The organism is Pantoea stewartii (genome assembly GCF_011044475.1).
Classification (GTDB): domain Bacteria; phylum Pseudomonadota; class Gammaproteobacteria; order Enterobacterales; family Enterobacteriaceae; genus Pantoea; species Pantoea stewartii.
The window spans coordinates 4,262,326-4,289,302 of record NZ_CP049115.1; the positions used below are offsets into that span (position 1 = coordinate 4,262,326).

General features: G+C 53.4%; 19 protein-coding genes. 9 read left to right on the forward strand and 10 right to left on the reverse strand.

Features of this window, described 5'->3' with window-relative positions; genetic code table 11:
* Positions 1-102 precede the first annotated feature (102 nt).
* Positions 103-1,752 carry an ATP-dependent nuclease gene (locus G5574_RS20155; RefSeq protein ID WP_058701033.1) on the forward strand — a complete coding sequence of 550 codons (1,650 nt, stop codon included), beginning with the start codon at positions 103-105 and terminating at the stop codon, positions 1,750-1,752.
* 67 nt (positions 1,753-1,819) lie between these two features.
* Here G5574_RS20155 and cspD read toward each other — a convergent pair whose 3' ends face one another.
* On the reverse strand, positions 1,820-2,044 hold the full coding sequence (gene cspD / locus G5574_RS20160; protein ID WP_006118603.1) for a cold shock-like protein CspD: 225 nt from the start codon (positions 2,042-2,044) through the stop codon (positions 1,820-1,822).
* Between the two features lie 318 nt (positions 2,045-2,362).
* Here cspD and clpS point away from each other — a divergent pair, with 318 nt between their 5' ends.
* Entirely contained in the window at positions 2,363-2,683 is a 321-nt protein-coding gene (gene clpS, locus G5574_RS20165; protein ID WP_006118604.1) for an ATP-dependent Clp protease adapter ClpS, read from the forward strand.
* A gap of 53 nt (positions 2,684-2,736) precedes the next feature.
* Positions 2,737-5,013, forward strand: a complete 2,277-nt coding sequence (gene clpA / locus G5574_RS20170; protein ID WP_006118605.1) for an ATP-dependent Clp protease ATP-binding subunit ClpA — start codon at positions 2,737-2,739, stop codon at positions 5,011-5,013.
* Positions 5,014-5,103: 90 nt separating this feature from the next.
* On the opposite strand, the gene infA is transcribed toward clpA, so the two are convergent.
* The 5 genes from infA to trxB all read right to left on the reverse strand — a co-directional run bounded on the left by infA (position 5,104) and on the right by trxB (position 10,993).
* The gene (infA, locus tag G5574_RS20175) at positions 5,104-5,322 is read right to left on the reverse strand and encodes a translation initiation factor IF-1 (RefSeq protein WP_002211347.1); all 219 of its coding nucleotides are present in this window, start codon (positions 5,320-5,322) and stop codon (positions 5,104-5,106) included.
* 344 nt (positions 5,323-5,666) lie between these two features.
* Positions 5,667-6,359, reverse strand: coding sequence for a leucyl/phenylalanyl-tRNA--protein transferase (gene aat, locus G5574_RS20180; protein ID WP_110267728.1), 693 nt, complete (start codon positions 6,357-6,359; stop codon positions 5,667-5,669).
* Positions 6,360-6,392: 33 nt separating this feature from the next.
* On the reverse strand, positions 6,393-8,123 hold the full coding sequence (gene cydC, locus G5574_RS20185) for a heme ABC transporter ATP-binding protein/permease CydC (RefSeq protein WP_164483095.1): 1,731 nt from the start codon (positions 8,121-8,123) through the stop codon (positions 6,393-6,395).
* Positions 8,123-9,889, reverse strand: a complete 1,767-nt coding sequence (gene cydD, locus G5574_RS20190; protein ID WP_164483096.1) for a heme ABC transporter permease/ATP-binding protein CydD — start codon at positions 9,887-9,889, stop codon at positions 8,123-8,125. Before cydD ends, cydC begins: the two co-directional genes overlap by 1 nt.
* Positions 9,890-10,024: 135 nt before the next feature.
* Positions 10,025-10,993 carry a thioredoxin-disulfide reductase gene (trxB, locus tag G5574_RS20195; protein WP_033737645.1) on the reverse strand — a complete coding sequence of 323 codons (969 nt, stop codon included), beginning with the start codon at positions 10,991-10,993 and terminating at the stop codon, positions 10,025-10,027.
* A gap of 524 nt (positions 10,994-11,517) precedes the next feature.
* On the opposite strand from trxB, the gene lrp reads away from it, so the two are divergent.
* From lrp to G5574_RS20225, 6 genes are all read left to right on the forward strand, one after another.
* A complete protein-coding gene (lrp, locus tag G5574_RS20200) occupies positions 11,518-12,012 on the forward strand; it encodes a leucine-responsive transcriptional regulator Lrp (RefSeq protein WP_006118610.1) in 495 nt (164 codons plus the stop codon).
* 118 nt (positions 12,013-12,130) lie between these two features.
* Positions 12,131-15,619, forward strand: coding sequence for a DNA translocase FtsK 4TM domain-containing protein (locus G5574_RS20205; RefSeq protein WP_164483097.1), 3,489 nt, complete (start codon positions 12,131-12,133; stop codon positions 15,617-15,619).
* Between the two features lie 182 nt (positions 15,620-15,801).
* Positions 15,802-16,413, forward strand: a complete 612-nt coding sequence (lolA, locus tag G5574_RS20210; protein WP_006118612.1) for an outer membrane lipoprotein periplasmic chaperone LolA — start codon at positions 15,802-15,804, stop codon at positions 16,411-16,413.
* A 7-nt stretch (positions 16,414-16,420) separates the two neighbouring features.
* Entirely contained in the window at positions 16,421-17,764 is a 1,344-nt protein-coding gene (locus G5574_RS20215; RefSeq protein ID WP_164483269.1) for a replication-associated recombination protein A, read from the forward strand.
* A gap of 91 nt (positions 17,765-17,855) precedes the next feature.
* On the forward strand, positions 17,856-19,148 hold the full coding sequence (gene serS, locus G5574_RS20220; RefSeq protein WP_039341327.1) for a serine--tRNA ligase: 1,293 nt from the start codon (positions 17,856-17,858) through the stop codon (positions 19,146-19,148).
* A gap of 316 nt (positions 19,149-19,464) precedes the next feature.
* Complete coding sequence (locus tag G5574_RS20225) at positions 19,465-20,619, forward strand: MFS transporter (RefSeq protein WP_006118615.1); 1,155 nt, start codon at positions 19,465-19,467, stop codon at positions 20,617-20,619.
* Positions 20,620-20,715: 96 nt separating this feature from the next.
* Here the strand turns inward: G5574_RS20225 and pflA are convergent, their stop codons facing one another.
* From pflA to ycaO, 4 genes are all read right to left on the reverse strand, one after another.
* Positions 20,716-21,456, reverse strand: a complete 741-nt coding sequence (gene pflA, locus G5574_RS20230) for a pyruvate formate lyase 1-activating protein (protein WP_164483098.1) — start codon at positions 21,454-21,456, stop codon at positions 20,716-20,718.
* A gap of 153 nt (positions 21,457-21,609) precedes the next feature.
* Positions 21,610-23,892 (reverse strand): formate C-acetyltransferase, encoded by a 2,283-nt coding sequence (gene pflB, locus G5574_RS20235; protein WP_164483099.1) that lies wholly within the window; start codon positions 23,890-23,892, stop codon positions 21,610-21,612.
* A 72-nt stretch (positions 23,893-23,964) separates the two neighbouring features.
* Positions 23,965-24,825, reverse strand: a complete 861-nt coding sequence (focA, locus tag G5574_RS20240) for a formate transporter FocA (protein WP_164483100.1) — start codon at positions 24,823-24,825, stop codon at positions 23,965-23,967.
* Positions 24,826-25,203: 378 nt separating this feature from the next.
* Positions 25,204-26,967, reverse strand: coding sequence for a 30S ribosomal protein S12 methylthiotransferase accessory factor YcaO (gene ycaO / locus G5574_RS20245; RefSeq protein WP_058707603.1), 1,764 nt, complete (start codon positions 26,965-26,967; stop codon positions 25,204-25,206).
* Positions 26,968-26,977: the final 10 nt, after the last annotated feature.

The window sequence follows — 26,977 nt, forward strand, 5'->3', positions numbered from 1 at the left end:
ACGCTAACGAAAAAGCACAGGGGAGTAAACCCTGACGGTAAAGTCACCTGACCGCCAGAGCAACGCGTTCCCTTCTTCGGTCAGCTCAGAGGATAAAGCGCTATGAATCTGGAACATATCGATATCCGGGGATTTCGCGGCATTAATCAGCTTTCTCTTCCGTTAACGCGCATTAACCTGTTGATCGGCGAAAATGCCTGGGGGAAATCCAGTCTGCTGGATGCACTGAGTCTGCTGCTGTCACCGCACACGCGCGAGTATGTTTTTACGTCTGACGATTTTCATTTTACGCCAGGTGACAGGGACGACCAGGTGCATCGCCTGTCTGTGGTTTTTCATTTTCGTGAGGATGAGGCAGAAACCAGCGGACCACTTGCGCCTTTCTGGCGAGGCGCGATACCCGGACAACGCTATCTGCGTTACAGCATCCAGGCCAGACGACACGCTGGCCAGATTCGATCCTCGCGACGCTTTATCGACAGCGAGGGCCAGGTGTTGCCTGAAGCGGGAACGGCTGAGGCGATCGATGTTCTTCTGCGTATGAATCCGGTATTACGCCTGCGCGATGCGCGTTTTAGCCGCCGCCTGCGTCCCGTTGCCAGCCGGGTGGATGAACGTCTGACGACATTAAATCAGCTGACGCAGGAGCTGGATAACCTGACGCGCGATCTGGACCGTCATCCCCAACAGTTGAGCGATGCGGTCCTGCGTCAGGGCGTGCAAACGCTACAGCAGCTGATGGAGCACTATTTTCTGGTGCAGCATCCGGATCACGGGAGCCAGGCGTTCCGCGTCGATCCACAGTCACGGGATGGCGTTGAGGGCTGGCGTTCGCTGGATCAGCTTAATCATCTGATTGCTGCGACCGATGTGCGCAGCCGTCAGCTGATTTTGCTGCGGATGTTTAGCTTACTGATGCAGGCAAGGGGCAATGAGCCGTTGCTCCCGGGTGCGCGACCGCTGTTGTTAATTGAAGATCCGGAAACACGACTGCACCCCATCATGCTTTCGGTGGCCTGGAACTTGCTTGCGCTGCTGCCGTTGCAGAAGATTGCCACGACCAACTCGGGCGAGTTATTGTCGCAGGTGGCGGTAGAGGATGTGTGTCGACTGGTACGCGAACCCACGCGCGTGGCGGCGTGGCGCATCGGCCCTGAAGGATTGAGTGCAGAAGACAGCCGTCGCATCGGCTTTCATATTCGTGTTAACCGCCCCTCAGCGTTGTTTGCCCGTTGCTGGTTGCTGGTGGAAGGTGAAACCGAAGTCTGGATTATCAATCAGATGGCACGACAATGCGGTTATCACTTCGCGGCAGAAGGGATAAAAGTCATTGAATATGCGCAGTCAGGTCTGAAGCCGTTGCTGAAATTTGCCCGACGCATGGGCATCGCCTGGCATGTCCTGACGGATGGCGACATGGCAGGAAAAAAATATGCCGCCACGGCGCGCAGCCAGCTTCAGCCGCATGATAATGAAAAGCATCATCTGACCCAGCTTCCGGCGGCCGATATGGAACAGTTCCTCTACAACAACGGCTTTAGCGAGGTTTACCATGCGGCAGCGCATCTGCCGTTAAACGTGCCTGTTAATTCCAGGCGTATTATTACCAAAGCGATTCATCGCGCATCAAAACCGGAACTGGCCATCACGGTCGCTATGGCGGCCGCAGAACGCGGAACCGCGTCTGTTCCGACCTGTCTGCAAGAGATGTTTGTTCGCGTCATCCAACTGGCGCAGGGGAAGGCGGGTTAAGGCATAAAGTAAAAATGCCAGCGCATCAGGCTGGCATTTTTGACGGAGCGGTCCAACGTTGGGGATGTCAGGCCACGGCCTGCTGCGCTTCTACGGGTACAATAAGACTGGCATGGTTGCCCTTCGGGCCTTGATGAACGTCAAAATGGACCTGCTGGCCCGCTTTTAACGTCCTGTAACCATCCATCTGTATTGTTGAGTAGTGTGCGAAGATATCTTCGCCGCCCCCGATTGGACAGATAAAGCCGAAACCTTTGGCGTTATTGAACCATTTAACGGTACCTGTCTCCATGCTTTTACTTCCCTCGCAAGACATTTTATAAGTAGGTGAGGTGACGTAAGCTGTGAGTCGGGTTTGATTAAAACTCAATCAGCTTGTGAAGCTAGAATGTAGAAAAATCGCCGCGATCGTCAAGCAAACCACTGGGCCAGGTGGGGAGAAAATCATCAAAATTTGAGGTGGTTAACGCTATTTGAAATTTTGTGATACAGGTCGCGTAACGAATTTTTGGCTGACCGATTCATTAGCGGCAGTGCACTTGACACACGTGTTAAACTCTACAGATGACACCGGGTTTGATGATGACGTACTGACTCACAACGGAACACTATGGCAAACACTAAAGACTGGCTAAATTTCGAACACTTAGCCGAAGGTAAAGTACGCGAAGAGTTAAAGCCACCTTCGATGTATAAAGTCATTCTGAATAATGACGATTATACACCTATGGAATTTGTTATTGACGTTCTGCAAAAGTTCTTTTCTTATGATATTGAACGTGCAACGCAACTGATGCTGAAAGTTCACTACCACGGTAAAGCCATCTGTGGTGTATTTACCGCAGAAGTCGCTGAGACGAAAGCGGCACAGGTGAACAATTACGCGCGGGACAATCATCATCCGTTGCTGTGTACGCTTGAAAAAGCCTGAGCCTCTCTCCATACAGGAAGCAGGTCAGAGCGATTAACTGGAGGAGGTGCCTAATGCTCAATCAAGAACTGGAACTCAGTTTAAACATGGCTTTCGCCAGAGCGCGTGAGCACCGTCATGAGTTTATGACCGTCGAGCATTTGTTACTGGCATTGCTCAGTAACCCGTCGGCAAGAGAGGCACTGGAAGCCTGTACGGTGGACATTGTGGCTCTGCGGCAGGAGCTTGAAGCCTTCATTGAACAAACCACGCCTGTGCTGCCCGCCAGTGAAGAGGAGCGCGATACGCAACCGACGCTCAGCTTCCAGCGCGTGTTGCAACGCGCCGTGTTCCACGTTCAGTCATCCGGACGCAGCGAAGTCAATGGCGCGAATGTTTTGGTCGCCATCTTCAGCGAACAAGAATCCCAGGCAGCGTATCTGCTGCGCAAACACGAAGTCAGCCGCCTCGATGTGGTGAACTTCATCTCTCACGGTACGCGCAAAGACGAACCGGGCCAGGCACCTGGTGCTGAAAATCCGGTTAACGAAGAGCAAGCAGGCGGGGAGGAACGTATGGAAAACTTCACCACCAATCTTAATCAGCTTGCTCGCGTTGGCGGCATTGATCCGCTGATTGGCCGCGACAAAGAGCTGGAACGTACGATTCAGGTTCTGTGTCGTCGCCGTAAAAATAACCCCCTGCTGGTGGGTGAGTCGGGCGTCGGTAAAACCGCGATTGCGGAAGGATTAGCCTGGCGAATCGTTCAGGGCGACGTGCCAGAGGTGATGAAGGACTGCACCATTTACTCGCTGGACATTGGTTCGCTGCTGGCGGGCACCAAGTACCGTGGTGACTTTGAGAAACGTTTTAAAGCGTTGCTGAAACAGCTTGAGCAAGATAACTCCAGCATCCTGTTTATTGATGAAATTCACACCATTATCGGTGCGGGCGCCGCATCGGGTGGACAGGTGGATGCCGCTAACCTGATTAAGCCGCTGCTCTCCAGTGGCAAAATCCGCGTAATGGGATCAACCACTTATCAGGAATTCAGCAATATTTTTGAGAAAGATCGTGCCCTGGCGCGTCGTTTCCAGAAAATTGACATTACCGAGCCCTCTGTTGAAGAGACGGTGCAGATTCTTAATGGTCTGAAAACCAAATACGAAGCGCACCATGATGTACGTTACACCGCGAAAGCCGTGCGCGCGGCGGTGGAGCTGGCGGTGAAATACATCAACGATCGTCATTTGCCGGATAAGGCTATCGATGTCATTGATGAAGCCGGTGCCCGTGCGCGCCTGATGCCTGCCAGCAAACGTAAGAAAACGGTGAATGTGGCGGACATTGAAACGGTGGTGGCGCGTATTGCCCGTATTCCGGAGCAAAGTGTGTCAGCAACCGATCGCGATACGCTGAAAAATCTGGGCGACCGTCTGAAAATGCTGGTCTTCGGTCAGGATAATGCCATTGAGGCATTGACTGAAGCCATCAAGATGAGCCGCGCAGGTCTGGGTCAGGATCGCAAGCCGGTAGGGTCGTTCCTGTTTGCCGGTCCTACCGGTGTGGGTAAAACCGAAGTGACCGTCCAGTTAGCTAAAGCGCTGGGCATCGAACTGCTGCGCTTCGACATGTCCGAATATATGGAACGTCACACCGTCAGCCGTCTGATTGGTGCGCCTCCCGGCTATGTCGGTTTCGATCAGGGCGGCTTGCTGACCGATGCGGTGATCAAACATCCTCACGCCGTTGTGCTGCTGGATGAAATTGAGAAAGCGCATCCGGACGTGTTCAACCTGTTGTTGCAGGTCATGGACAACGGCATGCTGACTGATAACAACGGTCGCAAAGCGGACTTCCGTAACGTGGTGCTGGTGATGACCACCAACGCCGGCGTGCGTGAAACTGAGCGTAAATCTATTGGCCTGATTCATCAGGACAACAGTACGGATGCAATGGAAGAGATTAAGAAAATCTTTACGCCTGAATTCCGTAACCGTCTGGACAACATTATCTGGTTCAGCCACCTGTCAACGGACGTCATTCACCAGGTGGTCGACAAGTTTATTGTTGAACTGCAGGCGCAGCTGGATGCGAAAGGCGTTTCGCTGGAAGTCAGTGACGAAGCGCGTGACTGGCTGGCAGAGAAGGGCTATGACAAAGCGATGGGTGCCCGTCCAATGGCGCGTACCGTGCAGGAGAGCCTGAAGAAACCGCTGGCGAACGAACTGCTGTTTGGTTCTCTGGTCGACGGGGGATCGGTTTCCGTTGCGCTGGATAAAGAGAAGGGGCAACTGACCTATCACTTCCTCAGCGCGCAAAAACGCAAAACGGAAGGGACGGTGCACTAAGCACCGTTTCACAGAACGAGAAAAGGCCGGATAAAATCCGGCCTTTTTTTTGTCCGCCTGCGCGCACGCAGGCAGCAGCATCAACGCAACTCAGCGACTACGGAAGACAATGCGGCCTTTGCTCAGGTCGTACGGGGTCAGCTCGACAGTCACTTTGTCGCCCGTCAGGATGCGGATGTAGTTTTTACGCATTTTACCGGAGATATGAGCGGTAACCACGTGTCCGTTCTCAAGTTCTACGCGGAACATGGTGTTAGGTAACGTATCCAGTACGGTACCTTGCATTTCAATATTGTCTTCTTTGGCCATCGAATCCTCTGGGTGTACTACCTTTCAGTTGAATCGGCAAGATAATGCCCAATTCAACAAGTTATGTAAAGAACCGTCGGCAATAAAGCCAACGCATCGCCGTGCTTCGCGTGTCAACGCGAGCATGTCGGTTAAATTCGGGTGTTTATGTGACGTCTGCGGGGGATTAGCGGGCTAAGAATCTGAATCAACCGGTAACACGCGCACGATTGAAACAGTTCCGAGAGTGCGATGAGATTCCCAGCCTGGCAATTCCGGCTTGAAAACCAAGCGCGGACGACATACCAAACCTGGCTATTATATCACTTAACCGACTTTATGTGTGCAAAACATCTACGCAACTTTTAAAAAAGGGTTTGATTACGCCAGCAGCCGCTGTCAACGGCCAGGGATGTCAGGTTCTTTACCTGCTCAAGATAACGATCGCGTGCAATCTCAACCGCTCCCAGCGAAGCGGTATGGGGGTTAAGTATCTGACAATCCACTAACTGGCCCCCGTGCTTAATAAAATGCTGACAGAATACCAGTAAGGCTGTTTTTGACGCATTGGGTTGCAGGCTGAACATCGATTCGCCGCAAAAGATTTGTCCCAACGCCAGACCGTACATGCCACCTGCAAGGGTTTGATCGCGCCAGACTTCAATCGAGTGCGCGTGGCCCAGTTCATAGAGCTTCTGCCAGGCGCGTTTCACTTCAAACGTAATCCATGTACCTTCTTCGCGGCCCAGGGCACAGCCGTCAACGACATCGCCAAAGGCCTCATTCATCGTCACCCGATAAGGTGACTGCTGATGAAACCGCTTCATACTGCGACTGAGATGGAACTGCGTCGGGAATAACACCGCTCGCGGATCGGGTGACCACCACAAAATCGGATCGCCGGGCGAGAACCAGGGAAAAATACCCTGCTGATAGGCACTCAGCAGGCGTGCAGGGGAGAGATCGCCGCCCATCGCCAGCAGGCCGTTCGGCTCGCGCAGCGCGGTTTCCGGTGGCGGAAAGCGCAACGACTCTTGTGACAGTTGAACCAGTCTCATCGCGGTAATGTACCCCTCAGCGTTTGCTCAGCACTATAGCGCAAAGCGTTGCTGGAAACGCCAGTAACGTCCACCTTTTGCGACTAATTCAGAATGATTTCCCTGCTCGACGATCTTACCGCTGTCCATAAGGCAAATTCGGTCCATTTGCGCCAGGCCGCGCAGACGATGCGTTACCATAATGACCGTTTTACCCGTGGTGATCTGCTGCAGAAGGGCGAGAATCTGCTGCTCGGTGGTGGCATCAAGTCCTTCAGTCGGCTCGTCCAGAAGCCATAAGTCGCCGTTGTGTAACATCGCCCGGGCGATGGCCAGGCGGCGTAGCTCTCCACCCGACAGCGGACGGCCGCCTTCACCCAGCCAGGCATTAAGCCCTTCTTCATTTTCCAGCAGGCACTGAAGCCCGGTTTGCACCAGTGCATTTTCAAGCATTGCATCACTGGCGGTGGGGCAGGCCAGCAACAAATTGTCCCGTAGCGTCTGACTAAACACATGGACGCGCTGGGTGACTACGCTGATGCGCTGGCGAAGTTGGGCTTCATCCCAGTCCGCAAGCGGTACGCTGTTCAATACGATTTCGCCCTGTTGCGCCTCCCAGGCGCGGGTGAGCAGCCCAAGCAAGGTGGACTTGCCGCAGCCTGTGGGGCCGAGAAGGGCAATACGTTCACCGGCTTTCATCGTCAGTGAAAACTGATCCAACACCTTTTCAGGTCGTCCCGGATAACGGAAATCCAGCGCGTCAATCCTGAGTTGCAGCGCACCGGCGGGAACCGTGCTTGTGGATGGAAAGAGGATGGCAGGCGACTGATCGATAACGTCATTGACGCGTTGTGCTGCTGTGATTACCTGAGACAGGGGCAAAAAGGCGCTCGCGATCGGCGCCAGTGCTTCAAAAGCTGCCAGGGCACAAAACACCACCAGGGCAATGAGCGGTCCGGGCAGTTGCTGCTGCGCAATGCTTGTTGCGCTCAGCCAGAGCAGGGCAGTAACAGTGAGGCCACTGCATAACAGCAGCAGACTTTGCGCCAGCGCCTGTAAACGCTCCTGCTGACGTTGTGCGTCCTGCCACTGCTGCTCATCTTCGTCCAGCCTGGCCCGCCAGCGGGCAGCGTTACCATACAGTGTCAGTTCTGCCTGTCCCGCCAGCCAGTGCATTAACTGCTCTCGCCAGCGCGATCGCTGCCGGGCAATCGCGATGCCGGTGGGCGCGCCCAGACGGTAGAACAGCGGGGGAAAAAGGCAGAGCAGCGTAAGCAGAATGCCGCCCAGCACCAGCGCCAGGTGCAGATCAATCAGGCTGAGGCCGGCTGTTACCACGACGATAACGATAAACGCGCCCAGCAGCGGCGAGAGGACCCGCAAATAGAGATGATCCAGCGTATCCACATCACCAACAAAACGATTAAGCAGATCGGCCTGACGAAAGAGCGCGAGCTGGCCGGGAGAAAGCGCAATCAGGCGGCTAAACGTGAAGACACGCAGATGCTGTAAAACCCGAAACGTTGCGTCGTGACTTACTAACCGCTCAAAATACCGGGCGGCGGTACGGGTAATCGCTGCGCCGCGCACGCCAGCGGCGGGAAGCATATAGTTGAAACTGTACAGACCAGCCACACCGGCTACAGAAGAGGCGGCCAGAAACCAGCCCGACAACGTGAGCAAGCCGATACTGGCTAACAGCGTGACAATCGCCAGCACGATCCCTGACGTCAGGCGGAAGGGATGACGCAGCCATAGCCGCAGAAAGGGACGCAGAGCCGTCATCAGAAAATCTCCTGTTGCCGGTGTTGTAATAAATCACTGAACGGACCGGACGCAGTCAGCGTCTGCCAGTCGCCCTGCTGTACGATCTGACCGGCCTGCATTACCCAGATCGCATCCCATGTCTGAAGCAGATCAATTTGGTGGGTGATCATCAGTGTCGTCTGGCGCGTGGCCGCCTGATTTAATGCCTGCATCACATGATGTTCACTTTGACTGTCCAGGCTGGCAGCGGGCTCATCCAGTAACAATAACTGGGCGGGTTTATACAGCGCGCGGGCTACGGCAATGCGCTGTGCCTGACCGACCGATAAGTGATGACTGGCATCCCCCGGTTCGGTATCCAGTCCGGCAGGCAGTCGGGAAAGAAATTCATCGATCCCACATGATGCGATTAAGGCACTTAGCCGTGCGGGATCGTGCGGCGCATCCATGATGATATTGTCCCGTAACGTTGCGGCGGGTAGCTGGGGATTCTGGCCGACCCAGGCAAGATGCCGATGCCAGTCATGGCGTGCGATACGGTGAAGTTCAATACCGTTAACTTTCAGCGATCCCTGATAGGGTAAAAAGCCCAGCAGGGCATTTAACAGTGCGGTTTTGCCTGCACCGCTTTTGCCCACCAGCGCGACGCGCGTGCCTGTGCGCAGGGTGAAGGTGAGCGGGCCGCAGAGCCGATGGCCATTGGGCGCGTGCACCGTCAGATTTTCTGCCACCAGCTCTACTGGCGCCGTTGCGCTAAAGGCGTCGCTGGCGGATGCGTTTTCGGCCTCTGGCGTTTCCTGCATAAAGCGTTCAAGCGCATCGGCACCGCCAATTGCCTGCGCTTTAGCATGGTAGAATGTGCCCAGATCGCGCAGAGGCTGAAAAAATTCCGGGGCCAGAATCAGCACCAGGAAGCCGGCAAACAGCGTCACGCCGCGGCCATAATCACCAAAGTGCAGTTCGCCCAAATAGGAAAAGCCAAAATAAACGGCGACAACGGCGATGGACAGTGACGCAAAAAATTCCAGTACTGACGAAGAAAGAAAGGCCAGACGCAGAACCTCCATCGTCCGTTGACGGAAATCCGTCGTGGCGTCAGCAATCGCCTGTTTTTCGGCGTCTGCCCGATGAAACAGACGCAGGGTTTCCCGACCACGCAAGCGATCCAGAAAGTTGCCACTCAGGCGTGCGAGCGCCACAAAGTTACGGCGATTAGCCTCGGCCGCGCCCATGCCGACCAGGGCCATAAAAAGCGGGATCAACGGCGCGGTCGCGAACAGGATCAGACCTGCCGCCCAGTTTAACGGAAACAGGGTGAGCAATATGCAACAGGGAATGACCGCCGCCAGCGTCATCTGCGGCAAATAACGCGCGTAATAGGCCTGCATATCCTCGGTTTGCTCAAGCAGTAACGTTGCCCAACTGCCGGCGGGCTTGCCCTGTATCCAGGCCGGACCCAACGCTGCCAGACGATCCAGCACCTGTTTACGCAAAGCCTGACGGATGGCCTGCCCGGCACGAAATCCAGCCTGCTCCCGGGCATAATTCAGCGCGGCGCGCAGAACAAAGCACAGGATCAGAAGTGAAAATGAGGACAAAAGGGAGGCTGGAGAATGCCTGTCAATAATCAGCGCCTGCAGGAGCGACGCTAAAAGCCATGCCTGCATGATAATCAGAAGCGCGCCAGCGCAGCCCAGCAACGACGTAACGCGCAACCAGGGGCCAGCATGATGACACTGTTGACGAAGCCAACGAGTAAGATGCTGCTGACGCGATTTATTCATGCGAAACCCAATGTGGCAAAGACAAATGAAATGAGGCTGGTCCTCACACCCGGCGCCTGAATTTAGCATGGTGATAATAAAAAAGGCGACTGAAAAACAGTCGCCTCAAACAATTAAGATCAGGTTATTAACAACTTACTTATCGTTCTTAACCAATCCGTCAAGATAACGCTCTGCATCTAACGCAGCCATACAACCGGTACCGGCAGAGGTAATGGCCTGACGGTAGATATGGTCCATGACGTCACCCGCGGCAAACACGCCAGGGATACTGGTTTGCGTGGCATTACCATGCAGGCCGGACTGTACCTTGATGTAGCCGTTTTCCAGCGCCAGCTGACCATCGAAAATCGCCGTATTCGGGCTGTGTCCGATAGCAACAAACAGGCCGGCAACATCCAGCGTTTCGGTCTCTTCGGTATTCAGCGTTGAACGTAGCGTCAGGCCCGTCACGCCCATCTGATCGCCGACCACTTCTTCCAGCGTTCTGTGTGTATGCAACACGATATTGCCGTTGCTGACTTTTTCCATCAGGCGGTCAATAAGGATTTTCTCTGCGCGGAAGCTGTCGCGGCGGTGAATTAAATGCACTTCAGAGGCGATATTCGCCAGATAAAGTGCTTCTTCAACCGCGGTATTTCCGCCACCGATAACGGCGACTTTTTGGTTGCGGTAGAAGAAACCATCACAGGTCGCACAGGCCGAAACGCCTTTGCCTTTAAAAGCGTCTTCCGACGGTAAGCCCAGATAGCGTGCTGATGCACCCGTGGCAATAATCAGCGCATCGGCAGTATATTCGCCACTGTCACCGGTCAGACGGAAGGGACGGTTCTGCAGATCGACCGTATGAATATGATCGAAAATAATTTCCGTGTTAAATTTCTCGGCATGCTCATGCATACGTTCCATCAGCGAGGGACCTGTCAGATCATGCGGGTCGCCCGGCCAGTTTTCCACTTCCGTCGTGGTGGTCAGCTGACCGCCTTTTTCCAGCCCGGTAATCAGTACTGGATTCAAATTGGCGCGTGCAGCATAGACGGCCGCGGTATAACCTGCCGGACCAGAGCCCAAAATGAGCAACTTACTGTGTTTAGCCGTACTCATGCGTTCCTCAGTTTTATTCACCTGACATAACCTGCGATTGTAGGGAATATGCCGTAGCAATGACAACACTTGCGCACTTTTGTTAGCGATTGCTGCAAACGGCGTAGACGATGAATGGCTTTTTCGCCTGCCTCCTGTGCCAAAAGGGGGCAAAAATTCAGTTTACAGACCACCATCGCACGAAAATACTCATTTAAAAACAGTGACCCAGCGAAGTGTCTGGCATCTTGTCCTGAATTTAGACATTTTACTTTGACAATCGCCTGCGCATTTGCGAAAACAGTGTGAGAAGCGAATAACTTAGTCTGAACAAAACGGGTGTTGCCGCCGGGTTTTGGGCAGAGTACCGAACGAATTTTATCGTCTGATATTGGTCATGACGCATGCGGTGGACAGACAGCATGCGTCATACAAATAGGTACGAATGCGCTCAGACGCCGTTATTTCACTTCAAAAATGCCCCGAACAATGACCGTTTTCAGGGGATGGCAGGTAAAGGGAAGGAATGAAGAGAGACAATAATAATGGTAGATAATAAGAAACGCCCCGGTAAGGATCTCGACAGGATCGACAGAAACATTCTCAATGAATTGCAGAAAGACGGTCGCATCTCAAACGTGGAACTTTCCAAACGTGTAGGATTATCTCCTACACCTTGTCTTGAGCGTGTACGCCGTCTTGAACGCCAGGGATTCATCCTTGGCTATACTGCGCAACTCAACCCTCACTACCTGGATGCTTCATTACTGGTATTTGTTGAGATTACTCTGAATCGTGGCGCACCTGATGTGTTTGAGCAATTTAACGCCGCTGTGCAAAAACTTGAGGAAACTCAAGAGTGTCACCTGGTTTCTGGTGATTTCGACTACCTGCTTAAAACGCGCGTGCCTGATATGTCCGCTTACCGCAAGCTGCTGGGTGAAACCTTGCTGCGCCTGCCAGGCGTAAACGACACGCGTACTTATGTGGTGATGGAAGAGGTCAAACAGAGCAATCGTCTGGTGATCAAAACGCGCTGATGCGTGGCAGGTGCAAAGCCTGGGAAATTTCGGTACACTCCTGTGAATACATACAGGACCAGCGTCGGGTGAGCCCGACGCTGTTGTTTCTTACTTTACAGGCACCTGGAGAGATCTCTTGAGCCAGGAATACACAGAAGATAAAGACGTTTCGTTACAGTCGCTGAGCAGCGGACGCCGTCTGCTGGAAGCGTTACTTATTTTGGTGGCATTGTTCGCCATCTACCTGATGGTTTCCCTGGTCAGCTTTAATCCTTCCGATCCGAGCTGGTCGCAAACGGCCTGGCATGAACCTATCCATAACATGGGTGGCACAGTCGGCGCATGGCTGGCTGATACGTTGCTTTTCATCTTTGGTGTGATGGCCTATGCCATTCCGCCGGTCATACTGGGGCTGTGCTGGATAGCGTTTCGCCAGCGGGATAACCAGGATTATGTGGACTACTTTGCCATTGGTTTACGCTTAATCGGTGTCCTGGCCCTGGTCGTCACCACCTGTGGGATGGCCGCGCTCAACGCGGACGACATCTGGTATTTCGCTTCCGGAGGCGTCATTGGCAGCCTCGTCAGTAATGCCATTTCACCCTGGTTCAGTCCGGCAGGTGGCACACTGACTTTGCTCTGCATCTGGGCCGCAGGGATCACGCTGTATACGGGCTGGTCATGGTTAACCATTGCGGAAAGAATCGGTGGCGTGGTCATGGGCGTGCTGACATTCGCCAGCAACCGCTCACGTCATGATGAACCCTGGCATGAAGAGGACGAAGCAGACGATTATCACGAGAGCGCGCCCGTCCTTCATGCTCAGACGGACGACGACGATGACGTATTGCTAACCGCGCCGCGTAAGGCGCAGCCCGATCTGGATGCGCACGATCCACTGTTAGCCAGGGCCGCCACCGCCACCCGCGCCGCTGTTGCGGCCACAGCCGAAGTATCTGCGACCACGACACCGACAGCAACCGCTCAGGCTACTGCCACAGCACCTGCGCAGCCTGCTGCCGCAACAATGGCGGCAACGCCTGTCAGTGCGCCATCAGCTTCACCTGAGCCTGAACAGGTTGCAGCGACGCCTGAACCTGTTTCGCCTGTTGCGGCATCGCCTCATCCTGCCCCGGTGATGACGCACATTGCACCGCGCGAGCCGGTGTCACAGGAGAAGCCTCTCACTGAACCGCCGCGCTACCGCTTTGAGTTACCGGACGATGCACCGGCGGCTGCCCCGCACTTTACCGCTTATGAGGATGACGAACCCAAAATGGGTAACTGGCGTGAAGCCACGTCGGCAGCCTCGCTGAACAGCGCTGCCGTCGCCGGTGCTGCGGCAACCGCAGCATCATCAGCATCCTCACCGCTGTTTGAACCTGTCCCTGAAACGGTGTCGAATCCACAGGTGAAACAGGGGATTGGTCCGGCGCTGCCGCGGCCTAATCCGGTTAAACTGCCTACCCGACGTGAGCTGGCCTCGTATGGTATTAAACTGCCTTCACAGCGTATGGCGGAAGAAAAAGCCAAACGTGCTGAACTGCCGTCATCACAACCTACGAAAGAAGATACGTCACTCACTGACTGGTCAGCAGAGGAGCAGGATGCGCTGCAACAGGCAGAGTTGCGTCAGGCGTTCCAGTCAGAGCAGCAGCAACGCTATGGCGAAAGCTGGCAGCAGGACGACGCGCACGAGGACGATGAGCTGGCATTGCAGCAGGCCTCGCTGGCGCGTCAGTTCGCACAGCAACAGCAACAGCAACAGCAACAGCAACAGCAACAGCGCTATGAAACGGTGCCTGAAGACAATGCACCCGTTTTCAATCTGGATACGTCAGCGGCCTTCGATTTCTCCCCAATGAAGGACCTGGTCGACGATGGCCCTGTCGAGCCGCTGTTCACCATTGCAGCATCGCCGGACGTCAGCGAGGTCGCGCCACAACATGAGCCCTGGCAGCACGTTCAGGCGGCACCAGAACAGCCTGCGGCTCAGCGTGTAGAATCAGCCCAGACCTTTGCGGCCGATCACTTTGCCGCACCTGCGCAGCAGCCGGAGCCGGTCGGGGAGGCGAAGCCATCTGTGCATGACAGCCTGATTCACCCCTTCCTGATGCGTCACGAGCAGCCACTGGAAAAACCTTCTACACCCTTACCGTCACTCGATCTCCTGACCGCGCCGCCGGAAGAGGAAGAACCGGTTGATATGTTCGCCCTTGAGCAGACAGCAAGACTGGTTGAAGCGCGTCTGGGTGACTACCGCGTCAAGGCCGAGGTGGTGGGCATTTCGCCAGGACCTGTGATTACCCGTTTTGAACTGGATCTCGCGCCGGGCGTGAAAGCGGCGCGTATCTCTAACCTGTCACGCGATTTGGCCCGCTCCCTGTCGACTACGGCAGTGCGTGTGGTTGAAGTGATCCCTGGCAAACCCTATGTTGGTCTGGAATTACCCAACCGACATCGCCAGACCGTTTACCTGCGTGAAGTGCTGGATTGTCCAAAATTCCGTGACAATCCCTCGCCGCTGTCTGTGGTGCTGGGTAAAGATATTGCCGGCCAGCCAGTCGTCGCCGATCTGGCTAAAATGCCACACTTACTGGTAGCGGGTACAACCGGTTCCGGTAAGTCCGTCGGCGTGAATGCGATGATCCTCAGCATGCTGTATAAAGCCACGCCGGAAGATGTGCGCTTTATTATGATTGACCCCAAGATGCTCGAGCTTTCCGTTTACGAAGGCATTCCGCATCTGCTTACCGAAGTCGTGACCGATATGAAAGATGCGGCGAACGCGCTGCGCTGGAGTGTCGGTGAGATGGAGCGTCGCTATAAGCTGATGTCGGCGTTGGGTGTACGTAATCTGGCCGGCTACAACGAAAAAGTGGCGCAGGCGGATGCAATGGGGCGGCCGATTCCCGATCCGTTCTGGAAGCCAGGCGACAGCATGGATATGACGCCGCCAGTGCTGGAAAAACTGCCTTACATCGTGGTGATGGTGGATGAGTTCGCCGATTTGATGATGGCTGTCGGTAAGAAAGTGGAAGAACTGATTGCACGTCTTGCACAGAAAGCGCGTGCGGCGGGAATCCACCTTGTTCTGGCAACCCAGCGTCCGTCAGTTGACGTCATTACCGGCCTCATCAAAGCCAACATTCCTACCCGTATCGCGTTTACTGTCTCAAGTAAAATTGACTCGCGAACCATCCTTGATCAGGGCGGTGCAGAATCGTTACTGGGGATGGGCGATATGCTTTACATGCCGCCCAACTCATCAATGCCGGTGCGTGTTCACGGTGCCTTTGTGCGCGATCAGGAAGTACATGCTGTCGTGCAGGACTGGAAAGCGCGCGGGCGTCCGCAATATATTGAAAGCATTACGGCGGGCGAAGAAAGTGAAGGCGGGGGCGGCATTGACAGCGATGAAGAACTCGATCCGTTGTTCGATCAGGCTGTTGCCTTTGTGGTGGATAAGCGACGCGCCTCGATTTCGGGCGTACAGCGTCAGTTCCGTATCGGTTATAACCGTGCTGCGCGCATCATTGAACAGATGGAAGCACAGGGCATCGTCTCGTCACCGGGCCACAACGGTAACCGTGAAGTGCTCTCTCCACCACCCCATGATATGTAAAGCCTGAACGATAAGCTTTGAAACACAAAACACTGAGCCAGTTTCCACTGGCTCATTGTTTTTTAGCGGTTAACCCCCATAGTTGATTAGTGTTTCGGTTTTTTCTCCTGTATTAAACGCAGGACAGCGACCAGGCTTAGTCACGTGATCAACGGGAAACGATTTAATAAGGATTTAAGCAGATGAAATTACGCGTAATCGCCTTAGGCCTGCTGGCCGCTTTGGGGTCAGCCAACGTTCTCGCCGATGCGTCGAGCGACCTGCAACAGCGCCTTAATAAAGTTAACAGCTTCCACGCCAGCTTTACTCAAAAGGTGACCGATGGCAGCGGTGCCAACGTGCAGGAGGGTGAAGGCGAGCTCTGGGTTAAGCGCCCCAGCCTGTTTAACTGGCATATGACCGCACCCGACGAGAGCATCATTATTTCTGACGGGAAATCGTTATGGTTCTATAACCCGTTTGTTGAACAAGCTACGGTCAGCCTGTTAAAGAATGCGACCAGCAATACACCGTTTATGTTGATTGCCCGTAACCAGGCCAGTGACTGGCAGCAATACAACGTAAAACAGCAGGGTGACAAATTTGAACTGACGCCGAAGAAAAGCGATGGCAACCTCAAGCAGTTCACGATTGATGTGACGCCAGATGGCACCATTAATCAGTTTAGCGCCGTCGAGCAGGATGGGCAGCGCAGTAACTACCAGCTAAAGAGCCAGAAAAACGGCCCGATTAGCCCGGATAAATTCACATTCACCCCGCCAAAAGGCGTCACGGTGGATGACCAACGTCAGTGAGGTGGTAGTGGGTAACCTGTCCCTGGATTTTTCCAGTGAAGATTTTAAACCGCTGGCCGCGCGTATGCGGCCAGCAACCCTGAAGCAATACATTGGACAGCAGCACCTGCTGGCTGCGGGTAAACCGTTGCCGCGCGCGATCGAAGCGGGGCACCTGCACTCCATGATTCTCTGGGGACCGCCAGGGACAGGAAAAACAACGCTGGCCGAGATTATCGCTCACTATGGCAATGCGGACGTTGAGCGTATTTCTGCGGTCACCTCTGGTGTCAAAGAGATTCGTGAAGCCATTGAACGCGCAAGGCTGAGCAAGCAGGCGGGCCGCCGCACTATCCTGTTTGTAGATGAAGTCCATCGCTTCAACAAAAGTCAGCAGGATGCGTTTCTTCCCCATATTGAAGACGGCACTATCACGTTTATCGGTGCCACGACAGAAAATCCCAGCTTTGAGCTTAACTCCGCACTGCTGTCACGTGCTCGTGTCTATTTACTTAAATCCCTGACCACAGAAGATATTGAGCAGGTGCTTGACCAGGCGATGCAGGATGCAAGTCGGGGTTATGGCAACAGCGATATCCTGTTACCTGACAATACGCGGCGTATGATTGCGGAACTGGTCAACGGCGATGCACGTCGTGCTCTGAATACGCTGGAAATGATGGCCGATATGGCCGAAACCGACGGCACAGGCAAACGCGAGCTGACGCCCCAGTTGCTGACCGAAGTGGCGGGGGAACGGTCTGCCCGGTTCGATAATAAAGGCGATCGCTTTTATGACCTGATTTCTGCCTTGCATAAATCCGTCCGGGGATCGGCACCGGATGCCGCCCTGTACTGGTACGCTCGTATTATTACCGCCGGTGGCGATCCGCTGTATGTCGCGCGTCGGTTACTGGCCATTGCGTCTGAAGACGTCGGCAATGCCGATCCACGAGGCATGCAGGTGGCTATCGCGGCCTGGGACTGTTTCACCCGGGTTGGTCCGGCAGAAGGGGAGCGAGCGATTGCGCAGGCCATTGTCTATCTCGCCTGTGCGCCAAAAAGTAACGCCGTCTATAACGCGTTTAAGGCGGCGATGCGTGATGCACGCGACCATCCAGATTTCGATGTTCCCGATCATTTGCGCAATGCCCCCACGAAGCTAATGAAAGAGATGGGGCTGGGCGAAAGCTATCGCTATGCGCATGACGAAGCCAATGCCTATGCTGCGGGTGAAGTCTATTTCCCACCCGAAATGGCGCAAACGCGTTACTATCATCCCACTCAACGCGGTCTTGAAGGCAAAATTGGCGAAAAGCTGGCCTGGCTGACTGAACTCGATCAAAATAGCCCGACAAAACGCTACCGCTGAAACAGACGTTGCGGTAATGTGGTCAATGTTTTCAACGCATTCCAGCGGGAGTGCGTCCCCTTCTTTTAACTCATAAATACACAGGATAAGCATGCTCGATCCCAATCTGCTGCGTAATGAGCCAGACGCAGTCGCAGAAAAACTGGCACGCCGAGGATTTAAACTGGATGTGGAAATGCTGCGTTCGCTCGAAGAGCGTCGCAAAGTCTTGCAGGTTGAAACGGAAAACCTGCAGGCCGAGCGCAACTCCCGCTCCAAATCCATCGGTCAGGCCAAAGCACGTGGGGAAGACATCGAGCCACTGCGTCAGGAAGTGAACAGCCTGGGCGAACGCCTGGATGCGGCTAAAGCAGAACTGGACGAGCTGCAAAATCAGATCCGCGATTTCAGCCTGGCGCTGCCGAATCTTCCTGCGGATGAAGTGCCGCTGGGGAAAGACGACACGGAAAACCTGGAAATCAGTCGCTGGGGTGAACCCCGCCAGTTTGATTTTGAGGTGAAAGATCACGTTGAGCTGGGCGAAGCGGCTAAAGGGCTGGACTTTGCTGCGGCAGTGAAACTCACCGGCTCACGCTTCGTGGTTATGCAAGGCCAGATTGCTCGCCTGCACCGTGCGCTCAGCCAGTTCATGATTGACCTGCACACTGAACAACATGGTTATCTGGAAACTTACGTCCCTTACCTGGTTAACCATGCGACCTTATACGGTACAGGCCAGTTACCTAAGTTTGGTGAAGATCTGTTCCATACCCGTCCGCTGGAAGAAGAATCCGAAAGCAGCCATTACGCGCTCATTCCGACCGCTGAAGTGCCGCTGACCAACCTTGTGCGGGATGAAATCGTTGAAGAAGAGAGCCTGCCGCTGAAGCTTACGGCACATACACCCTGCTTCCGCTCTGAAGCAGGCTCCTATGGCCGTGATACGCGTGGGCTCATCCGTATGCACCAGTTCGACAAAGTTGAAATGGTGCAAATCGTCGCGCCTGAAACCTCTATGGATGCGCTGGAAGAGCTGGTTGGCCATGCTGAAAAAGTGTTGCAACTGCTGAACCTGCCGTATCGCAAGGTCTTGCTGTGCAGCGGTGATATGGGCTTTGGTGCGACAAAAACCTACGATTTAGAAGTATGGTTACCGGCGCAAAATACCTACCGTGAAATCTCTTCTTGCTCAAACATGGGGGATTTCCAGGCTCGCCGTATGCAGGCGCGCACCCGCAATAAGCAGGATAAAAAACCGCGTCTGGTGCATACCCTGAATGGCTCGGGCCTGGCCGTAGGACGTACGCTGGTTGCCGTGCTGGAAAATTACCAGCAGCAGGACGGCCGCATCGCCGTGCCAGAGGTATTACGTCCTTATATGAACGGCCTGGAATTTATTGGCTAAGCGTTCACCCTGTCTAAAATAACCCAGCTCAGGCTGGGTTTTTTTATCTTTACCGCGAGGCATCCTCAACACGTTTAAAATTTATCACAAATAAACATTATCGATGACGACGCGGGCAGAAAGCGTAAAAATCCAGATTATCATAGAGATAGCGCAAAGTTATCTGATGCCTGACAGATGGCTAACTTACTGAAGATAAATAATTTAAATGGTCACGCAGCAAAATGTGCTGCACCCTCATTCCTCCCGTTGACTTTACAACGCGCGATGGCAAACTGCGCGCAATTTCCTTCATTTCTTTTGGTTTTTATCTCCTATGTCGACCTGGTCACGTCCTGTGATATTGCTGCTTTGCGGCCTGTTATTAATGACAGTTTCCATTGCGGTACTGAATACGTTAGTGCCCCTTTGGCTGACGCATGATGCGCTGGCAACATGGCAGGTAGGCGTGGTGAGTTCGTCGTATTACACCGGTAACCTGCTGGGCACTTTAGTGGCTGGCTGGCTGATCAAGCGATACGGTTTTAACCGAAGCTATTATCTGGCGACCGGCCTTTTTGCGCTGTCGACACTGTGCATGCTGGCGCTGGAAGGATTCTGGGCATGGACATTGCTCCGCTTCACGGCCGGTATCGGCTGCGCGTTAGTCTGGGTCGTGGTGGAAAGCGCATTGTTATGCAGTGGAACAGTACGTAACCGTGGGCAGTTGCTCGCTGCCTATATGATCGTCTATTACCTGGGTACGGTTGCCGGACAACTGCTGGTGAGCAAACTGTCTACCGAATTACTGAGTGTGATTCCCTGGGTAACCGCCACGGTCATCAGCGCCATCTTACCGTTAATCTTCACGCAGGTTTCTGCCAACAGCGATACCGTAGAAGCTACGCCAGGCGGACGAATTTTACCTATGCTGCGTCGTCGCAGTTCTCGTCTCGGTATTAACGGCTGTATTATTTCTGGCATTGTTCTGGGATCGCTGTACGGCTTGATGCCGCTCTATCTTTCTCATCAGGGTATGAGTGATGCCAACGTGGGTTACTGGATGGCCTTGCTGGTGAGTGCCGGCATTGTCGGGCAGTGGCCGATTGGTCGGCTTGCTGACCGCTTTGGCCGCATGATGGTACTGCGAGTGCAGGTATTTGTGGTGATCCTCGGCGCGATTGCGATGCTGACAAATGCCGCGATGGCCCCGGCCCTGTTTGTGCTGGGGCTGGCAGGTTTTACGCTTTATCCGGTCGCTATGTCATGGGCCTGCGAAACCGTGGCGCACCATGAACTGGTGGCAATGAATCAGGCGCTGTTACTGAGCTACACCGTGGGCAGCCTGGCCGGACCAAGCATGACGGCCATGCTGATGCAAAGTTATTCCGACCGTCTGCTGTTCGTTATGATCGCGGCGGTAGCGCTGGTTTACCTAGTCATGTTACTGCGTAAAGCCGATCACCATGCCACGCCAGTGGCACATGCCTGATCATAACGATAACCAGGCGGTGACACTTAACCTTCGCCGTCTGGCTGCGCTGACTGTCAGACGGTTATCGTCTACTGGCTGCGGTGACGTGGCCTGTCAATACATCACTTCATGTCCGTAGCTGGCAAGAATATGCTTGATCCGTTCCATGGTCGCTTTACTGGGCGGTTTTACACCGTCGAGCTTGTACTCTTCACCCATCGCAATCCATTTATGCTTACCCAGCTCGTGATAAGGCAGAAGCTCAATCTTCTCCACATTTGCCATATCCTGCGTAAATGCACCTAAGCGATGGACACTGTCATCATCATCAGAATAGCCGGGCACGACGACGAAACGAATCCACGTCCGTTTTCCTTTCTTCTGAAGATAGCGCGCAAAATCGAGTGTGCGATGATTCGACACACCGACAAGAATCTGGTGGATGTCATCGTTCATCTGCTTGAGGTCAAGCATCACCAAATCTGTTGCATCCAGTAATTCATCAATAACGGGATCGTAGCGGCGGACAAAGCCGTTGGTGTCAAGGCAGGTATGAATGCCCTCAGCTTGACATGCGCGAAACCAGTCGCGCACAAACTCCGCCTGCAAAATGGCCTCACCGCCTGAAGCCGTCACCCCGCCACCGGACGCATTCATGAAATGGCGATAAGACAGAACGTCCGCCATGAGCGCGTCGACGGTAATTTCTTTGCCGCAATGCGTGTCCCAAGTATCACGGTTGTGGCAGTACAGGCAGCGCATCAGGCAGCCCTGAAAAAAGGTGATAAAACGGATGCCGGGACCGTCTACGGTTCCGCATGATTCAAATGAGTGGATGCGACCAATGGCAGACATTGCGATGTATTCTCCTGATGAGCCTGCGAAGCAGGTGGCGCACTCTCCGGTGCGCTCTGAACGGGAAATCAATTTTGGTGGTTATCCGTCATACAGACAGCGACCAAACCTGACTCGAAAGAAGAGGCTCCATGAAGGAGCCTCAAGGGCGAACTAGAGTGACTGGGTAAAGGTACGGGTAATCACGTCCTGCTGCTGCTCTTTGGTGAGCGAGTTAAAGCGAACGGCATAGCCCGAAACGCGGATGGTTAACTGAGGATATTTCTCAGGGTTATCCATTGCGTCCATCAACATTTCCCGGTTCATCACGTTAACATTCAGATGCTGGCCGCCTTCAATACTGGCCTCATGATGGAAGTAACCATCCATTAGTCCTGCCAGATTGGTTTTACGTACATTATCATCTTTGCCAAGCGCATTAGGCACGATGGAGAAAGTATAAGAGATACCGTCTTTAGCGTACGCAAAGGGTAATTTCGCTACCGAGGTCAGCGATGCTACCGCTCCTTTCTGGTCGCGACCGTGCATGGGGTTAGCGCCAGGGCCAAAGGGGGCGCCTGCACGGCGGCCGTCTGGCGTATTACCGGTTTTCTTGCCATAAACGACGTTAGAGGTAATGGTCAGAACGGACTGCGTTGGCACCGCGTTGCGATATGTTTCCAGTTTCTGAATTTTCTTCATAAACCGTTCAACCAGGTCGCATGCCAGGTCGTCCACGCGCGGATCGTTGTTACCGAACTGGGGATAGTCGCCTTCGATGTCGAAATCAATTGCCAGGCCATCTTCATCACGCACGGGTTTCACTTTGGCATATTTAATGGCTGAGAGTGAATCCGCAGCCACAGACAGTCCGGCGATACCGCAGGCCATGGTGCGGTAAACATCACGATCGTGCAGCGCCATGAGTGACGCTTCATAGCTGTATTTATCATGCATGAAGTGGATGATGTTCAGTGCGGTGACATACTGTTTTGCCAGCCAGTCCATGAAGTGATCCAGACGGGCCATCACGACGTCGAAATCGAGCACTTCATCCATGATTTTGGCTTCTTTCGGCCCCACCTGCATTTTCAGTTTTTCGTCCATGCCGCCGTTGATCGCGTACAACAAGGTTTTTGCCAGGTTGGCGCGGGCACCAAAGAACTGCATTTGCTTGCCGACGATCATAGGGCTGACACAGCAGGCAATGGCGTAATCATCGTTGTTAAAGTCAGGACGCATCAGGTCGTCATTTTCATACTGCAGTGACGAGGTGTCGATTGAAACTTTAGCCGCATATTTTTTGAAGTTAACGGGCAGTTTTTCAGACCACAGAATGGTCATGTTTGGTTCAGGGGAGGGGCCCATGGTGTAAAGCGTGTTCAGGAAACGGAACGTGGTTTTACTGACCAGCGTGCGACCATCAACGCCCATCCCCGCCAGCGATTCGGTGGCCCAGATAGGGTCGCCAGAAAACAGCTCATCGTATTCCGGTGTACGCAGGAAGCGGACCATGCGCAGTTTCATGACCAGATGGTCAATCAGTTCCTGTGCCTGCTCTTCGTTCAGTTTTCCTGCCTGGAGGTCGCGTTCGATGTAGATATCGAGGAAAGTCGACACCCGGCCAAAAGACATGGCCGCGCCGTTCTGTGATTTAACTGCAGCCAGATAGCCATAATAGGTCCACTGAACGGCTTCAGCCGCGTTGGTGGCCGGGCCAGAAATATCATGACCGTATTTGGCTGCCATCGCTTTAATTTGTTCAAGCGCACGGTGCTGATCAGCAATTTCTTCCCGCAGGCGAATCGTGGCTTCCAAGTTTACGCCGTTTTCAAGATCGTTTTGCAGTGAGGTGAACTGAGCAAACTTATCCGCCATCAGATAATCAATGCCGTATAGGGCAACACGACGATAATCACCGATGATGCGTCCACGACCATAAGCATCAGGCAGGCCGGTCAATACGCCAGATTTACGGCAGCGTAAAATGTCAGGTGTATAAACATCAAAAACACCCTGGTTATGCGTTTTGCGGTATTCCGTGAAAATCTTTTTCAGAGACGCGTCGAGTTCACGACCATAGACCTTGCAAGAGCCTTCAACCATTTTGATACCGCCAAAAGGAATAATGGCGCGTTTCAACGGGGCTTCGGTTTGCAGGCCAACAATTTTTTCCAGTGATTTATTGATGTAACCGGCATCGTGGGAAGTGATGGTTGAGGCAAGATCGGTATCAAAATCGACTGGTGCATGGGTGCGGTTTTCAATTTTGATGCCTTCCAGCACGCTCTCCCACAGTGTTGTGGTGGCCTCGGTGGCACTGGCCAGAAAGGACTCGTCGCCTTCATAAGGCGTATAGTTTTTCTGAATAAAGTCGCGTACGTTGACGCTGTTCTGCCATTCGCCTTCATTAAATCCCTGCCAGGCTGAAGCGAGTTTTGCATTACGTTCGGTCATAATATACCTGCCTTATTTAAGGAGACTTTTGCTCTCGGGCGTACCAGGCTGCGATATGCCGTTGAGACAGGATTAGTGCGTTTCTTTACCACCGCGTAAGTAAATTACCCAGTAGGTCAATCCGACTAGCAGGCCGCCGCCAATGATGTTACCGAGCGTGACCGGAATCAGATTGTCGAAAATAAAGTTTTTAACGGTGAGGGCCGGGAACTGTGCTGCTGTGGCCCCTGCGGCCTGCCAAAACTCAGGCCCGGAAAAGTCGCGTATCACGATCGCGAAAGGAATCAAAAACATATTGGCGATACTGTGTTCAAAACCACAGGCGACAAACATGGCCACCGGCAAAATCATAATCAGGCTTTTATCGGTCAATGTCCGTCCTGAATAGCTCATCCAGACCGCCAGGCAGACCATCAAATTGGCCAATGTGCCGAGGCAAACGGCTTCGATAAAAGTATGATGCATTTTATGGTCGGCTGTTTGCAGGACGTTTAATCCCCACGCGCCGTTTGCCACCATCTGTTCACCGGAGAACCACATGAGCGTGACGAAAAATAACGCGCCAGCCAGGTTACCGATATAAACGGTTATCCAGTTTCGTGCCAGTTGCCCCCAGGTGATGTGTCCACTGGCTTTGGCGACCACAATGAGGACGGTAGATGTGAAAAGATCGGCACCGCATACCACGACCAGTATGAGTCCCAGTGAAAAACAGATGCCGCCGATCAGTTTTGCCAGGCCATAAGGCACAGCACCGCTGCCCGTGGTAGCCGTGATGTAAAACACGAAAGCAATCGAGATGAACATGCCCGCAGTAAAGGCCAGAAAGGTCGTGGTGAGGGGATGTTTAGTGGCTTTATAAACGCCAGCATCTTCAGCCACTTTCGCCATCGCGGCGGGTAATAACAGATTAAAAGGATTGTCAGCTTTCACACTAACTCACTCCAAAAGTTGTCTGAAAAAATGATAACAAAGGCAACAGTTACAGAAGTTGATTTGGATCATGATCAGCCATGCAAGGACGGAGCGTGTTTCACTGAAAGACGGGATTTTTTTCGGTTAATTTATTGAAATATAATGATTAAAAATATTTTAAATTATGCAGTTTTTGTTTAATGGAGGGCGGAGTGCCGTCAAGACGATCTCTGCGGAGTTAACGAAATGCATCTGTTATGTTGCTTTAAATAATGATGATAAAAACGCTGAACAATACATCCCTTAAATACTTATTCTCAAAAAAAGAAAGGCACCCATTAAATAAGGTGCCTGTGAGATTATTATCGCTTTATCCTGAAACAGAGCCGCGAAAGATTAGGCGTTTTTCCAGTAAAGACGTTTCGCCTTTTGCAGCTTTTCATAGGCAGCAAGCAAAGCCTGATGAGCAGGGAAAGCCTTAAGATCGCTGTCTACCGGCTGGAGGCCATTGAAGGCCGCCTCACCGCTGATTGCGGCCGAGGCGGCGTCGACAGCGTCAGCACCATACATACGCACAAAGGCTGCGTGATACTCAAGCGGATTCCGCTCATCTTCCATCGCCAGCAGCAGCAGAGTTTGCAGACAGCGGTAATAATTTGCACGCTCCGGGCTGAATACGGAGCCATTAAATTCCATTGTCCATTCCGTCCAGATCAGCGCCTGATCGAGATCACCGCCAGCCAGGGCCAGCATGGCTTTGAGTTCGCCAATGCGCAGCGTGTACCAGCCGTTATCTTTGCCTGTCGCCAGTCCCAGCAACTCGCGGACACGCGTGAAGTCATCAAAACCTTCTTCGTCCAGCTGAGAAATTAAATCCAGGTACTCTTCAGGATTCCAGTTGCTGCCGGGCAGGGCCAGAAGCGTTTCACGAATACCTGCACCCATGCTGTTATTCGCCAGCAACAAGTCTTCAGCCGGATAAATATCTGACATACCGGGCACAATAATGCGGCAGGCATACACACCGAGGTGCTCATAATCAGCGATGTAAACGTCCTGACCTTCGGCTTTGAAAATCGCCATGAGCGTACTGAATTCCTGCTCGGTGGTGCCATCAAATTTCCAGTCAACGAAGGGATAATCCGCTGTTTCTTTAAACAGATCCCAGGAGATCAGGCCGCTTGAATCGATAAAGTGGGTTTCCAGGTTGGCGTGCTCTGCCACTTCTTCATCATCAAACGTGGGCGGCGTGAACACATCCAGATCTTTCAGGCTGCGGCCCTGAAGCAGTTCGGTAACGGTACGCTCCAGCGCGACACCAAAATCAGGGTGCGCGCCAAAAGAGGCGAAACAGGTGCCGTTGGCAGGATTAAACAGCACAACGCAGATAACCGGATATTTCCCACCCAGTGATGCGTCATAGGCAAAAATCGGGAACCCTTCGGCTTCCAGACGGGCGATGGCCTCAACCACATCGGGGTAACGCGCCATCACGGATTCAGGAATGGCAGGCAGGCTGATGGACTCGGCGATGATACGATTTTTAATATAGCGCTCGAAAACTTCTGACAGCCCCTGTACCCGTGCCTCGTTGGCCGTGTTGCCGGCGGACATGCCGTTCGACACATACAGGTTACCAATAATATTCATCGGAATATAAACGGTCTGCTGATCGGACTGACGGGTAAAGGGCAGGGCGCAGATGCCGCGTGCGCTGTTACCCGACTGGAGATCGATTAAATCTGAAGCGGAGAGGGCGTTTTCAGGATCGTAAAAGGCGCGCAGGCGCGCATCCAGGATGCCTTCAGGCAGGCTGTCGTCTTCAGGCAGAGCAAACCATTTTTCATTGGGATAGTGAACAAAATCCCCTTGGGCGATACTGTTGCCAAGCCAGAAATCAGCAAAAAAGTAATTCGTGGACAGGCGTTCAAAATATTCTCCCAGCGCCGAGGCCAGAGCGGCTTTTTTGCTGGCGCCCTTACCATTGGTGAAGCAGAGGGGGCAGTCGCGATCACGAATGTGGACAGACCAGACGTGTGGCACAGGATTCAGCCAGGAGGCTTCTTCAATATTAAAACCCAGATCCTGTAATTTGGTCTGGAAGCGTGAAATGGAGTCTTCCAGGGCGGCATCTTTGCCCGGGATAAAAGTTTGCGTCATGGTGCCGCTC

Excerpts from the sequence above, each read along its gene's own strand:
- clpA (WP_006118605.1), top strand. The coding sequence starts at position 2,737 with ATGCTCAATCAAGAACTGGAACTCAGTTTAAACATGGCTTTCGCCAGA.
- cydD (WP_164483096.1), bottom strand. The coding sequence starts at position 9,889 with ATGAATAAATCGCGTCAGCAGCATCTTACTCGTTGGCTTCGTCAACAG.
- cspD (WP_006118603.1), bottom strand. The coding sequence starts at position 2,044 with ATGGAGACAGGTACCGTTAAATGGTTCAATAACGCCAAAGGTTTCGGC.
- clpS (WP_006118604.1), top strand. The coding sequence starts at position 2,363 with ATGGCAAACACTAAAGACTGGCTAAATTTCGAACACTTAGCCGAAGGT.
- G5574_RS20225 (WP_006118615.1), top strand. The coding sequence starts at position 19,465 with ATGTCGACCTGGTCACGTCCTGTGATATTGCTGCTTTGCGGCCTGTTA.
- pflA (WP_164483098.1), bottom strand. The coding sequence starts at position 21,456 with ATGTCTGCCATTGGTCGCATCCACTCATTTGAATCATGCGGAACCGTA.
- pflB (WP_164483099.1), bottom strand. The coding sequence starts at position 23,892 with ATGACCGAACGTAATGCAAAACTCGCTTCAGCCTGGCAGGGATTTAAT.
- aat (WP_110267728.1), bottom strand. The coding sequence starts at position 6,359 with ATGAGACTGGTTCAACTGTCACAAGAGTCGTTGCGCTTTCCGCCACCG.
- lrp (WP_006118610.1), top strand. The coding sequence starts at position 11,518 with ATGGTAGATAATAAGAAACGCCCCGGTAAGGATCTCGACAGGATCGAC.
- lolA (WP_006118612.1), top strand. The coding sequence starts at position 15,802 with ATGAAATTACGCGTAATCGCCTTAGGCCTGCTGGCCGCTTTGGGGTCA.
- serS (WP_039341327.1), top strand. The coding sequence starts at position 17,856 with ATGCTCGATCCCAATCTGCTGCGTAATGAGCCAGACGCAGTCGCAGAA.
- G5574_RS20155 (WP_058701033.1), top strand. The coding sequence starts at position 103 with ATGAATCTGGAACATATCGATATCCGGGGATTTCGCGGCATTAATCAG.
- ycaO (WP_058707603.1), bottom strand. The coding sequence starts at position 26,967 with ATGACGCAAACTTTTATCCCGGGCAAAGATGCCGCCCTGGAAGACTCC.
- infA (WP_002211347.1), bottom strand. The coding sequence starts at position 5,322 with ATGGCCAAAGAAGACAATATTGAAATGCAAGGTACCGTACTGGATACG.
- cydC (WP_164483095.1), bottom strand. The coding sequence starts at position 8,123 with ATGACGGCTCTGCGTCCCTTTCTGCGGCTATGGCTGCGTCATCCCTTC.
- trxB (WP_033737645.1), bottom strand. The coding sequence starts at position 10,993 with ATGAGTACGGCTAAACACAGTAAGTTGCTCATTTTGGGCTCTGGTCCG.